General features: G+C 57.9%; 11 protein-coding genes. 3 read left to right on the forward strand and 8 right to left on the reverse strand.

Features of this window, described 5'->3' with window-relative positions:
- Window positions 1-47: 47 nt before the first annotated feature.
- Genes leuS through holA form a run of 3 tightly spaced genes read left to right on the forward strand, consistent with a single transcriptional unit; the run spans window position 48 to window position 4,241 of the window.
- A complete protein-coding gene (gene leuS / locus QDY28_RS10135; protein ID WP_331381548.1) occupies window positions 48-2,678 on the forward strand; it encodes a leucine--tRNA ligase in 2,631 nt (876 codons plus the stop codon).
- Complete coding sequence (gene lptE / locus QDY28_RS10140) at window positions 2,668-3,189, forward strand: LPS assembly lipoprotein LptE (protein ID WP_331381549.1); 522 nt, start codon at window positions 2,668-2,670, stop codon at window positions 3,187-3,189. The genes leuS and lptE overlap by 11 nt, the downstream gene beginning before the upstream one ends.
- A gap of 14 nt (window positions 3,190-3,203) precedes the next feature.
- Window positions 3,204-4,241: a DNA polymerase III subunit delta gene (gene holA / locus QDY28_RS10145; protein WP_331381550.1), complete on the forward strand. Its 1,038-nt coding sequence runs from the start codon at window positions 3,204-3,206 to the stop codon at window positions 4,239-4,241.
- Window positions 4,242-4,256: 15 nt separating this feature from the next.
- Here holA and QDY28_RS10150 read toward each other — a convergent pair whose 3' ends face one another.
- From QDY28_RS10150 to hemE, 8 genes are all read right to left on the reverse strand, one after another.
- Complete coding sequence (locus tag QDY28_RS10150; protein ID WP_331381551.1) at window positions 4,257-5,141, reverse strand: ParB/RepB/Spo0J family partition protein; 885 nt, start codon at window positions 5,139-5,141, stop codon at window positions 4,257-4,259.
- A gap of 30 nt (window positions 5,142-5,171) precedes the next feature.
- On the reverse strand, window positions 5,172-5,969 hold the full coding sequence (locus QDY28_RS10155; protein WP_331381552.1) for a ParA family protein: 798 nt from the start codon (window positions 5,967-5,969) through the stop codon (window positions 5,172-5,174).
- A 19-nt stretch (window positions 5,970-5,988) separates the two neighbouring features.
- On the reverse strand, window positions 5,989-6,606 hold the full coding sequence (gene rsmG, locus QDY28_RS10160; RefSeq protein ID WP_331381553.1) for a 16S rRNA (guanine(527)-N(7))-methyltransferase RsmG: 618 nt from the start codon (window positions 6,604-6,606) through the stop codon (window positions 5,989-5,991).
- 25 nt (window positions 6,607-6,631) lie between these two features.
- The gene (mnmG, locus tag QDY28_RS10165; RefSeq protein ID WP_331381554.1) at window positions 6,632-8,512 is read right to left on the reverse strand and encodes a tRNA uridine-5-carboxymethylaminomethyl(34) synthesis enzyme MnmG; all 1,881 of its coding nucleotides are present in this window, start codon (window positions 8,510-8,512) and stop codon (window positions 6,632-6,634) included.
- A 107-nt stretch (window positions 8,513-8,619) separates the two neighbouring features.
- Window positions 8,620-9,954, reverse strand: coding sequence for a tRNA uridine-5-carboxymethylaminomethyl(34) synthesis GTPase MnmE (mnmE, locus tag QDY28_RS10170; protein ID WP_331381621.1), 1,335 nt, complete (start codon window positions 9,952-9,954; stop codon window positions 8,620-8,622).
- Between the two features lie 206 nt (window positions 9,955-10,160).
- Window positions 10,161-11,426 (reverse strand): transcription termination factor Rho, encoded by a 1,266-nt coding sequence (rho, locus tag QDY28_RS10175; RefSeq protein ID WP_004127423.1) that lies wholly within the window; start codon window positions 11,424-11,426, stop codon window positions 10,161-10,163.
- Window positions 11,427-11,625: 199 nt separating this feature from the next.
- Window positions 11,626-12,180, reverse strand: coding sequence for a protoporphyrinogen oxidase HemJ (gene hemJ, locus QDY28_RS10180; protein WP_331381555.1), 555 nt, complete (start codon window positions 12,178-12,180; stop codon window positions 11,626-11,628).
- Window positions 12,181-12,184: 4 nt separating this feature from the next.
- On the reverse strand, window positions 12,185-13,219 hold the full coding sequence (gene hemE, locus QDY28_RS10185; protein WP_331381556.1) for a uroporphyrinogen decarboxylase: 1,035 nt from the start codon (window positions 13,217-13,219) through the stop codon (window positions 12,185-12,187).
- Between the last annotated feature and the right edge of the window lie 55 nt (window positions 13,220-13,274).

Here is a 13,274-nt window from a genome sequence, read left to right on the forward strand (position 1 = left end):
TGAAGGTCACGGCCAACTCCCCATGATTTTCCGGAATACAAGATCAGATGGCTACCGAACGTTATAATCCGCGCGATGCCGAGCCTCGCTGGCAGCAGAAATGGAACGAGGAGAAGGTCTTCCTCACCGACAACGCCGATCCGCGCGAGAAATATTACGTCCTCGAGATGTTTCCTTATCCGTCGGGCCGCATCCATATGGGCCATGTGCGCAACTACGCCATGGGCGATGTCGTTGCCCGCTACAAGCGCGCCCGCGGCTACAACGTCCTGCATCCTATGGGCTGGGACGCCTTCGGCATGCCGGCGGAAAACGCCGCCCGCGACAACAAGGTGCATCCGAAGGAATGGACCTACCAAAACATCGCCTCGATGAAGGCGCAGTTGAAAGCCATGGGCCTGTCGCTGGACTGGAGCCGCGAATTCGCTACCTGCGACGTCGACTATTACCATCGCCAGCAGATGCTCTTCATCGACATGATGGAGAAGGGCTTGGTCTATCGTAAGAAATCCAAGGTCAACTGGGACCCGGTCGACAGCACCGTGCTTGCCAACGAGCAGGTCATCGACGGCCGTGGCTGGCGTTCCGGCGCGCTGGTCGAACAGCGCGAACTGACGCAATGGTTCTTCAAAATCACCGAATTCAGCCAGGAACTGCTGGACGCGCTGGATACGCTCGATCATTGGCCGGAAAAAGTACGGCTGATGCAGAAGAACTGGATCGGCCGTTCCGAGGGCCTGACGATCCGGTGGGAAATCGTGCCGGAAACCTCGCCGAATGCCGATCGTGAGATCACCGTCTATACGACCCGTCCGGATACGCTTTTCGGCGCCTCCTTCCTGGCGATTTCGGCCGACCACCCGCTGGCGAAGGAAGCCGCAGCCGTGAACCCGGCTATCGATGCCTTCTGCGAGGAATGCCGTCGCGCCGGCACCTCGCTGGCCGCTTTGGAAACCGCCGAAAAGAAAGGCATGGACACGGGAATTCGCGTCCGTCATCCCCTCGACCCGTCCTGGGAACTGCCGGTCTACATCGCCAATTTCGTGCTGATGGAATATGGCACTGGCGCCATCTTCGGCTGCCCCTCCGGCGACCAGCGCGACCTGGATTTCGCCCGCAAATACGGCCTGCCGGTCGTGCCCGTCGTCATGCCCAGGGATGGTGACGCAGCTAGCTTCACCGTCGGCGATGTCGCCTATGACGGCGACGGCGTCATGATCAATTCTCGCTTCCTCGACGGCATGAGCACGGAAGAAGCCTTTGAGACGGTGGCGGCAAAATTGTCGGCGACAAGCCTGGGTAATGCGCCGCAAGCCGAACGCAAGGTGAATTTCCGCCTGCGCGACTGGGGCATTTCGCGCCAGCGCTATTGGGGCTGCCCTATCCCCGTGATTCACTGCGAGAATTGCGGCGTGCTGCCGGTGCCGAAGCAGGATTTGCCGGTCAAGCTGCCGGATGACGTCACTTTCGATCAGCCGGGCAACCCGCTCGACCGCCATCCGACCTGGCGGCATGTCGCCTGCCCGCACTGCGGCAAGGATGCCCGCCGCGAAACCGACACCATGGATACCTTCGTCGATTCGAGCTGGTATTACACCCGCTTCACCGCGCCATGGGAAAACGAACCGACCGACAAGGCCGCGGCTGATCGCTGGCTGCCGGTCGATCAATATATTGGCGGCATCGAGCATGCGATCCTGCATCTGCTCTATTCCCGCTTCTTCACCCGCGCCATGCGCGAGACCGGCCATGTCGAGGCGCAGGAACCTTTCAAGGGTTTGTTCACGCAGGGCATGGTGGTTCACGAGACCTATAGCCGAGGCCACGGCTTGACCCGCGAATGGGTGTCGCCGGCCGACATCCGCATCGAGGAAACCGACGGTCAAAGGCGCGCGACGTTGCTGTCGACCGGCGAAGAGATCGCTATCGGCGCCATCGAGAAGATGTCGAAGTCGAAGAAGAACGTTGTCGACCCCGACGATATCATCGCCTCCTACGGCGCTGATACCGCCCGTTTCTTCGTGCTGTCCGATTCGCCGCCCGATCGTGACGTCATCTGGTCCGAAGCGGGCGTCGAGGGCGCCCATCGTTTCACCCAGCGCATGTGGCGCTTGGTGTCGGAAGCGGCGGAGGCGTTGAAAACCGCTGATTCGAAACCGGCTAAGGGAGGCGACGCGTTGGCGATTTCACAAGTTGCGCACCGCACTCTGAAGGCCGTCCAGGGTGATTACGATAAGCTCGCCTTCAACAAGGCCGTCGCCCGCATCTACGAATTCGTCAACTCGCTGGCTGCGCCGCTGTTCAAGGTTGCCGCCGGCGACACCGATGCCGGCTATCGTTCCGCGGTCCGTGAAGCGGTCGAGATCCTCATCGCATTGGTCGCGCCGATTACGCCGCATCTGGCCGAGGAATGCTCGGCCGCGCTCGGCAACACGCATCTGATCGCCACGAGCGCTTGGCCGAACTACGACGAAGTGCTCGTCATCGAGAATGAGATCGTCTATCCGGTGCAGATCAACGGCAAGAAGCGCGCCGAATTGACAATTGCGCGCGATGCAGATCAGAATGCCGTGCAAGAGGCTGTACTCGCCCTGGATGCCGTCGGAAGCGCATTGAATGGTCAGGCGCCAAAGAAGATCATCGTCGTTCCACAGAGGATCGTGAACATTGTCGTCTGATAATTTTTTCAAGCTCGCTCGCGCTGCAGGCGTTGCGTCCCTGGTTGCCGTTGCCGGTCTTTTGGCCTCCTGCCAGGTCCGGCCGCTTTATGCGGAGAGCACCGGCGTGACCCAGAAGCTTGCCGACGTGACCTTTTCCGACGCCGGCACGCGCGTCGGCCAGCAGGTCCGCAATCAATTGATCTTCATCGCCGGCCGCGGCGCCGGCGAGACCAAAACCCCGAAATATACGGTCGACCTGAGCGTCAGCTCCGGCACCGGCGGCGTTCTCTACCTTCCGTCCTCCGATACGTCGGCCGCCGGCCGTACGACAGTGACGGCATCCTTCACGCTGAAGGATGCCAGCGATGGCAAGGTTCTGAAATCCGGCAGCCGCTCTGTCACGTCGCTGGTGGATTTTCCGACCCAGGAATTCGCCAAGGCACGGGCCATTCGTGACTCGGAAGACCGCGCAGCGCGCGAAGTTGCCGAGCTGGTGGGAGCCGACATCGCTGCCGCGCTCAGCCGCTGATATGAGCGCGCGGCATGGCGGAAATCAAATCTCACGAGTTTGACGGTTTTCTTCAAAACGCCGCGCGCAATTACCGCCTCTTTGTCGTCTACGGCCCCGACCGCGGCCTTGTGTCCGAGCGGGCGGGACAGATCGCCGGCAAAACCGGCGTCGATTTGAACGACCCTTTTTCCCTGATCAAACTCGATGTGAGCGACCTTCAGAGTGACGCCGGCCGCTTGCTTGACGAAGTCAATGCCATTGGCCTGTTCGGCGGTGAAAAGCTGGTATGGATACGCGGTGCCGCCAACGAAAAGACGCTAGTCGATTCGCTGCAGATCATTGCCGACAATCCGCCGGATTCAAGTTTTGTCATCATCGAGGCTGGTGATCTGAAAAAAGGCTCCGGCCTTCGTAAGATAGCCGAGAGCTCCAAAGCCGTCGCAACTATTCCTTGCTATAGCGACGACATTCGCGCGCTGAATAACCTCATTGATACTGAGCTTACCAATGAAAATCTGCGCATCACGCCGGCGGCGCGCCAGATCCTGTTGGATTTTCTCGGCGGCGATCGCATCGCTTCGCGCAATGAGGTCCGCAAACTGGCACTTTATTGCCGCGGGCAGGGGACGATCGAAGAGGATCATGTCGTCGATATTATCGGCGATGCCAGCGCCATTTCAGCGGACGACGCAGTCGACGCCGTTCTGAAGGGCGATTCCGAGGCCTTTCTGCATGCCATGCAAAAGATCGCTTCCTCCAAGACGCCGATGTTTCTCGTCTTGCAGGGTTGCCTGCGGCAATTTCAGTTGCTGGACATGATGCGCACCGAAATGGACGAAAAGCGTGTGCCGCCCGCACAGGTGATGCAGACCCTCGGCCGGCATCTGCACTTCCGGCGAAAACCGATCATCGAGCAGGCGCTCAAGAACTGGACCGCCCCGGCAATTGCACGGGAAATGAAGCGATTGCAGGCGGCCATTCTGCAAACGCGGCAGCGGGCCAGTTTGGAAGACACGATCGCCACACAGACACTGCTGGCGACCACGCTGCAATCAGCCCGCAAGGGCTGACTCACGCGAAACAGCTCAACGCCGCTCCAGCAACCGGCAAATCTCTTCAAGCTGCTCCAGCGTCTTGTAGGAGATTTTCACCCGACCGCCGCTGCCGCGATGATTGATCGTGACATCCAGCCCCAGCGTGTCGGACAAGGTTCTTTCCAATGCCAGCGTATCGGAATCCTTCTCATCCTTGCGGGCGCTTGCAGGACGAGGATCGTTTTGCGCTTTGATATCATTCTGCGCCAGCCGCTCGGCGTCACGCACCGACATGCCCTTGGAAACAATGGTGCGGGCAAGTGCTGCCGGATCTGAGGTCGAAACCAGCGCGCGCGCATGGCCGGCCGAAAGGCTGCCGCCGGCGAGCATATCGCGAACCGGCTCCGGCAGCTTCAACAGGCGCAGCGAGTTGGCGACGTGACTGCGGCTTTTGCCGATGATCTCGCCAAGATCGTTTTGCGTATAGCCGTGCTCGGCAATCAACTGTTCGTAGCCTAGCGCTTCTTCGAGAGGATTAAGATCTGCGCGCTGAACGTTTTCGACGATGGCGATTTCCAGAGCGGTTTTATCATCGACATCGCGCACGATGACCGGAATTTCGATCAGGCCCGCGAGTTGCGCCGCCCGCCACCGCCTTTCGCCGGCTATGATTTCATAGCGATCGATCGAGACCGTACGCACGACCACCGGCTGAACGATACCGTGTTGTCGGATGGAGCTGGCGAGGTCATGCAGCTCGGTTTCGTCGAAATAGCGACGTGGGTTCTTCGGGTTGCGGCTGATGAATTCGATCGGCACCATGCGATCCGGATTGACGCTTGCCCTTCCGGCATCCACCGGCGTCGGCTGGTCCATCTCCCCGATGAGAGCTGCTAAGCCGCGGCCAAGGCGCCGTTTCGAAAGATCATCATTCATCGCAATACTCACTCCAGAACAAATAGTGAATCAAGCAGCCGCCTTACGCTGCCGCTCCCGCTGGATCACTTCCGACGCGAGCTGCAGATAGGCTTGGCTGCCGGCGCATTTCAGATCGTAAAGGATGGCGGGCTTGCCGTAAGAGGGTGCTTCGGACACGCGAACATTGCGCGGGATCAACGTGTGGTAGACCTTCTCGCCCAGATGCGTCCGCACATCGTTGACCACCTGTTGTGCAAGATTGTTGCGGGAATCAAACATGGTTAAGACGATCCCCTGAATATCGAGCAGAGGATTGACGGTGCGACGCACCTGATCCACCGTTTCCAGCAATTGGCTGAGACCTTCCAGCGCGAAAAATTCGCATTGTAGCGGCACCAGAACCGAATGGGCGGCCGCCATGGCATTCATGGTCAACAGATTGAACGAGGGCGGGCAATCGACCAGGATGTAGGAGAAAGCAGTGGCGCCGGCGCCATTCAGCGCGCGGCGCAGCCGGAAGACCCGGTCGGACTGCTGGGCAATTTCCATCTCGATCCCGAGCAGATCCATCGTCGAAGGAACGATATAGAGATTGGGAACAGCGGTCTCCTGAACTGTATCGAGGATCGTATGGGTCCCAATCAGGAGGTCATAGGACGATAGCTTTCGATCCCGCCGCTCGATCCCCAAGCCGGTGCTGGCATTGCCTTGAGGATCGAGATCGACAATCAGAACGCGTTCGCCGATAGCGGCCAGCGCTGTGGCCAGGTTGATCGCAGTGGTTGTCTTGCCAACACCGCCCTTTTGATTTGCGATGGTAATAATCCGGTTTCGCTCGCCGATCATTGCCGCATATCCATTATGGTTAAGTTCGACGTCGAGGGCGATTTAACTCCAAAATAACTGAATCTCGCTCGACAACACTATCGTGTTTTACCAGATCGAATTCCCACCGGCCACGGGCTTTCTCGACTTCACGCTCGTAATCCCGGCCTTTATGCAGCAGCAAACGTATATTTTCATTGCGTTCCGCCCAAGGCGCCGCGTAGTCAAGGAGTAGATCCAGCTCCGCGAGCGCGCGTGCCGAAATCAAATCGCAATAGGGAATGAGCCTGGGCGCTTCTTCAATGCGGACCGCATGGACCGTGCCACGGGCTTCACATTCCCTCAGGCACACACGCAAAAACGCAGCCTTTTTCTGGTTGCTCTCGACCAGATCGACGTGGCCATCCGCCTGTTCCGCTAAAAGAATCGCCGTGATGACGCCAGGAAACCCGCCGCCGCTTCCGAGGTCGACCCAATGCGCCGGTCGTGAGTGGAGCTGAAAAATCTGGGCACTATCGGCAATATGACGGTGCCACAAGTCCCCGATCGTTGACGGCGCAACCAGGTTGATTGTCTTCGCCCACTTCTGAAAGAGCTCAGCAAAGTGCTGCAGACGTCCGTGTGTTTCACGTGAAACACGCACACCGTTCAATTCCATGGCAGGACTCTCACACCTTGCAATTTCAGGAGACGAGCTTCTGCTCTTCCACCCCAATTTGCTTCCGCAAATGGGCAAGCAAAAGCGATATCGCCGCCGGCGTCATCCCGTCGATCCGCGACGCCTGCGCAATATTCTTCGGCCGCGCTGCCGTCAACTTTTGCTTCAGCTCATTGGAGAGGCCGGACAAAGTAGAGAAATCGAAGTCAATCGGAATGATGCGCTCCTCCTCACGTCGCACCTGCACGATATCGGAGGTTTGGCGGTCCATATAGACCGCGTAGGCAGCCTCAATCTCCACAGCTTCAACAACACGCCCCTCAATCGCACGCAACTCCGGCCACAGCGCTGAGAGCGATTCGATGGATTGGCCCGGATGAGACAAGAGATCATAGGCGGATCGGCGCTGGCCATCCTTATTCAAATGTAATCCGGCTTTTGCCGCTTCGGTCGGCGTCACGCTCAAACTTTTCAGTTGAGTCCGAGCGTGCTCGAGCTTCTCCTTATACCGGTTAAACCGCTCGGCGCGATTCACGCCAACGCAGCCAATAGACATGCCGCGCGGTGTCAGGCGAACGTCGGCATTGTCAGCACGCAGCGACAAACGATATTCGGCGCGGGATGTGAACATGCGGTAGGGCTCGGCCACGCCACGCGACGTGAGATCGTCAATCATGACACCGATATAGGATTCGGTCCGGCTGAGCTGTACGGCCTCGCCGGCGGAGGCCAAACGAGCCGCGTTCAGGCCGGCAACCAGGCCCTGCGCACCGGCTTCTTCATATCCAGTCGTGCCATTAATCTGGCCCGCCAAAAACAATCCCGGAATCTTCATCACTTCCAGCGAAGGCTTCAACTCGCGCGGATCAACATGGTCATATTCGATCGCATAACCGCACTGCAGAATGCGAACTCGTTCCAGCCCCGGAATGGTTCGAATAAAGGCATCCTGCACTTCCTCGGGAAGCGAGGTCGATATTCCATTCGGATAAATAGTCGTATCATCCAGACCTTCCGGTTCCAGAAAAATCTGATGCCCGTCACGCTCACCGAATTTGACGATCTTGTCCTCGATCGACGGACAGTAACGCGGTCCGACACCTTCGATCTGCCCAGAATACATCGCGGACCGCATGAGATTGTCAGCGATGATCTTGTGGGTTGCCGGCGTGGTCCGGGTGACCCCGCATTCAATCTGCGGATTGACAATCGTATCCGTCATAAAAGAAAACGGCACCGGCTCATCATCGGCGCCCTGACGGCCGACAGCATTCCAATCGATCGTCGTCCCATCAAGGCGCGCCGGCGTTCCAGTCTTGAGGCGGCTAAGTGCCAGACCATAACGTTGCAGCGTAGCGGACAGACCCATCGAGGGTTCTTCTCCGACACGTCCGGCCGGAATCTTTTTATCACCAATATGGATTAAACCACGAAGGAAGGTACCGGTGGTCAGAACAACAGCGCCACATCGGAGAACACGACCGTCCTTCAGCACCACCGCTGAAACGCGGTCATTCTCGATAGCTAGATCAAAGGCATCGCCTTCGATGACGTCCAGGTTTTCGATGGCGCTGATCTCAGCCTGCATGGCGAGGCGATAGAGCTTGCGATCCGCCTGGGTGCGCGGGCCGCGAACGGCGGGACCCTTCTTCCGATTGAGCATACGGAACTGGATTCCTGCAGCATCGGCCACACGACCCATCAATCCGTCGAGTGCATCAATCTCGCGAACCAGATGACCCTTGCCAAGGCCGCCGATTGCCGGGTTGCAGGACATCACCCCAATTGTATCGCACTTATGGGTGACCAAGGCTGTATGGGCGCCCAAGCGCGCAGCCGCGGCCGCAGCTTCACTGCCCGCATGTCCACCGCCCACGACTATAACGTCATATATCTTGTCGAGCATTGTCAAAACCTCGGTATTGCCGTCTGTTTGGCACACCAAATTCAGGAGTCAAGAAGGTTTCACGTGAAACGTTCCGAGCGGCGTCTCCGCGCCGTGTTTCACGTGAATCATTTGCCGATACAGAACTCGGAGAAGATAACGTCGAGCAAATCCTCGACATCAACCCTTCCAGTGATCCGGCCTAAACTATGCGCAGCCTGCCGCAGGAATTCAGCCCGTATATCCAATCCTGCGGAGACGGAACTTACCGCCTGGATCAGTGTTTCAAGGCTGTCCGACAACAGCGTCCGATGCCTTAAGCGACTTGGCAACGCCAGTGACAGGGCGGGGGATCTCGTTAGCAAATCATTAACCAACAATTGGTGCAGATCCGAGAGACCCGCGCCGGTCGCCGCCGAAATGCAAAGGTCGTAGTTTTCAGGGTCGATCGGATGAATGTCTGACTTCGTGCCCACGCGAAACACTTTCCCGTTGAACTCGGGAAAATCGGTTTGCGCAGCGATCCCGATTTCAGCAAGAGACAGGATGATATCCGCTTCCGCCGCCGTTTTCAGCGCTCGCCTGATCCCCTCGCGCTCAATGACTTCCTCGGTATCCCGCAGGCCCGCGGTATCATAGAGCTTGACCGCATATCCTTCGATATTGAGATCGATGTGCAAAACGTCGCGTGTTGTTCCGGCAATATCCGTGACGATCGCCACCTCACGTCGCGCCAATGCGTTCATCAGGCTTGACTTGCCGGCATTGGGGGCGCCGGCAATGACCACCTTCAAGCCATCCCTGACAATCTCCCCGAAATCTGCGCCGGCGAGGTGCGCCGACAATTCGGCCTGCAGTTTTGCCATGTCCGCCCAGACCAGATCGGAGACCGATCCGGGGACATCATCTTCGTCGGCAAAATCCAGCTCGGCTTCGATCAGCGCACGGGCGCGCGTTAGCCGGTCTGCCCAACCCTCATAAAGCTTCGAAAGGCCACCCGCCGTGTGTTCCACGGCCAAGCGGCGCTGCATTTCCGTCTCGGCTGCAATGAGATCTGCCAGACCTTCGACTTCGACAAGATCCATCTTGCCATTCTCAAGGGCACGGCGCGAAAACTCGCCATGTTCGGCCAATCGGCATCCTTGCAAGCTCGAAAGTTCTTTGAGAAGCGCGGCGACAACAGCTTTGCCTCCGTGAACGTGAATCTCGGCGCAATCTTCCCCGGTAAAGGAAGTGGGACCACGGAAGACAAGAACCAAGCCACGGTCGACAACAAAACCATTTCGAGTCCGAATCGTTTTCAGCGCCGCTTGCCGGGGCTCGGGTAGGGTTCCGACGAGCACTTTGGTTACGGTCAGAGCCTCCGGCCCACTGATCCGCACGACTCCGACACCAGCCGGCAGACCTCCACTCGACAGCGCAAAGATTGTGTCGTTTAAATTCTGCATAGAATTGATCCGCATCCGAATCGATTTAGCCGAGGGCGACAAAAGCCGCATCGCATCGTTTTGACCCGCTTCCCGCACTTCGGTCGCGTTTTCCCCGCAGACCGCTGCACACTTCCGCTCCGCTGGTCATGCTTACAAACAAAATCGGGCCGCATAAAAGCGACCCGACAGGTTTCTTTCGAGCTTCCTCGCTCCGGGCCGAAACTGAATCCGGCTAAGGATTACGTGTTCATTGAGTCGAAGAAGTCCGGGTTGTTCTTCGTCTGCTTCAACTTGTCGATGAGGAATTCGATCGCGTCGGTCGTGCCCATCGGTGCAAGGATACGGCGAAGAACGAAAATTTTCTGCAGATCCTGGCGCGGCACAAGCAGGTCTTCCTTGCGGGTGCCGGACTTCAGAATGTCCATTGCGGGGAAGATGCGCTTATCGGCAACCTTGCGATCGAGCACGATTTCCGAGTTGCCGGTACCCTTGAATTCTTCGAAGATCACTTCATCCATGCGGCTGCCGGTGTCGATCAGCGCCGTCGCAATGATCGTCAGCGAACCGCCCTCTTCGATGTTACGTGCTGCACCGAAGAAGCGCTTCGGGCGCTGCAAGGCATTCGCGTCGACACCGCCGGTCAGAACCTTACCGGAGGAGGGGACGACTGTGTTGTAGGCGCGGCCGAGACGAGTGATCGAATCGAGCAGGATAACGACATCGCGACCATGCTCCACAAGGCGCTTGGCCTTTTCGATGACCATTTCGGCGACCTGCACGTGGCGAACGGCGGGTTCATCGAAGGTCGACGAAATGACCTCGCCGCGCACGGAACGCTGCATATCCGTCACTTCTTCCGGACGTTCGTCGATCAGCAGAACGATCAGATAGCAATCCGGGTGATTGGCGGTGATCGAATGGGCGATGTTTTGCAGCAGCACCGTCTTACCGGTGCGCGGCGGCGCGACGATCAGACCACGCTGGCCCTTGCCGAGCGGCGCCACGAGATCAATGACGCGCGGCGACAGGTCCTTCGACGTCGGAACGTCGAGTTCCATCCGGAAACGCTCATTCGGATAAAGCGGCGTCAGATTGTCGAAATGCACCTTGTGACGGATCTTTTCCGGATCGTCGAAATTGATGGTGTTGACCTTGAGCAGCGCGAAATAACGCTCGCCTTCCTTGGGTCCGCGGATTGGCCCCTCGACCGTATCACCCGTCTTCAGCGAGAACCGGCGGATCTGCGACGGCGAGATATAGATATCGTCCGGGCCTGGCAGATAATTGGCATTGGCGGAACGCAGAAAACCGAATCCGTCCTGTAGGACTTCAACAACGCCTTCGCCGATAATTTCCACATCCTGGCTGGCAAGCACCTTCAGAATGGCAAACATCAGTTCCTGTTTGCGCATCGTGCTCGCATTTTCGACCTCGAGCGATTCGGCAAAGGCGAGCAGATCGGTCGGGGATTTGTTCTTAAGTTCTTGAAGCTTCATTTCAGCCATGAAGGGATTTACTCTGTTTTAGAAGGGGAAAGGCAATGTTGGTCGTATTCAGAACCGCGATGAGGGTGTTCGCGGGCGACAGAACTGATACATGCCACGAAGAAGAGATGGCGGGAAAATAGCGATTCACTTTGTGCCCCGCAAGGGGGGCTGACAAAATGAAAAAAATTTAACGTCGATGCTAAGTTCTGCTTCTTATTCAGGCAAACGGTTTCACCACGACGAGGATGACGATTAGGATCATCAACACGGTCGGCGCCTCGTTCATGAACCGCCAATAACGGGCCGAATGCCGGTTTTCATCGCGCGCAAAGGCTCGAACGGAGCGGCTGAAGAACATATGGACGCCCGTCAGCAGCACGACAAGTCCGATCTTGGCATGCAGCCATCCGCCCTGGAAATCATAGACCGACCAGGCGAGATAGAGCCCGAAAATCCAGGTCAGCATCATGGCCGGCGTCATGATCACCCGCAAAAGCCGCCGCTCCATCACCTTGAAGGTCTCTGATTGCTGCGATCCGGGCGCCGCATCAGTGTGATAAATGAAAAGCCGTGGCATATAGAAGAGGCCGGCCATCCACGAGATCACTGCGATGATGTGGAAAGCCTTGATCCAGAGGTAGAGATTGTCCGGATGCCAGGCAAAGAGGCCGATCGCCAGCGCTGCGAATAGCAAGATCATGAAATAGGCGCGCCGGCTGGCATAGGCGCCCGGGCGAGGATCTATCTGCTTTTCCCCCAATGGCTCGTTCATCCAGTCAGCCCTTCCATGCACGCACATGCTCGACCAGAGCGGCGACATGCGATGGGTCGGCCTGGGGAGTAATGCCGTGGCCAAGATTGAAGATCAGCGGACCATGACCGAGATGCTGGAGGATATCGTCAATCCCATCCCTGAGGGGCTTGCCGCCGGCAACGACTCGCATCGGATCGAGATTGCCCTGCACCGGTCCGTCCTGCTGCAGCTCCTTGGCAAAGGCAAGCGGCACGGACCAATCAAGGCCGATGGCATCAGCGCCTGTCTTCTGGCGGTAAGCCTTCAGCAGATATCCGGCGCCCTTGGCAAAGGCGATAATCTTTGCCTGCGGCCTCCGTGCCTTGATGGAACTAATTATTCTCGCAACCGGTTTGACGGCGAATGCCTCGAACTCTCTCTCGCCGAGGACGCCAGCCCAGGAATCGAAGATCTGTACGGCATCGGCGCCGGCGTCGATCTGCGCTACAAGATAATCGGCGGAAATGTCGGCAAGCAGCATTAACAGATGCTCGAACGCCTTTGGATGCCGATAGGCGAAAAGCCGGGCAGGGGCCTGATCGGGGGTGCCGTGGCCGGCAATCATATAGGTCGCAACCGTCCAGGGTGCCCCACAAAATCCGAGCAGCGTCGTCTCCTCAGGCAGCTCGCTGCGCAGCCGCCGCACCGTTTCCATGACGGGAGCCAGATAATCTACCACGCCGTCGCCTTTCAGCGCCTGAATGCCGGCTTCATCGATGGGATCCATCTCCGGGCCGTGCCCTTCGGTATAACGGACATTCCGCTTCAGCGCGTCAGGGATCACCAGAATATCGGAAAACAGGATCGCTGCATCAAAGCCATACCGACGGATCGGCTGCAGCGTCACTTCGACCGCATGCTCGGGACTGTAACAGAGATCGAGGAAGCTCCCGGCCTTAGCTCGTGTCTCCCGATACTCCGGAAGATAGCGCCCGGCTTGACGCATCAGCCAGAGGGGGGGAGGGGTCACGGTTTCTCCGCTTAGCACCCTCATGATCTTTCGGCGTCCATCGCTCAAAGACATCATCCCATATAAAACCAAAGATATATCTAAGGTTTCTATTTCTTAGAGT

Source organism: Rhizobium sp. BR 362, assembly GCF_036528765.1.
Classification (GTDB): domain Bacteria; phylum Pseudomonadota; class Alphaproteobacteria; order Rhizobiales; family Rhizobiaceae; genus Rhizobium.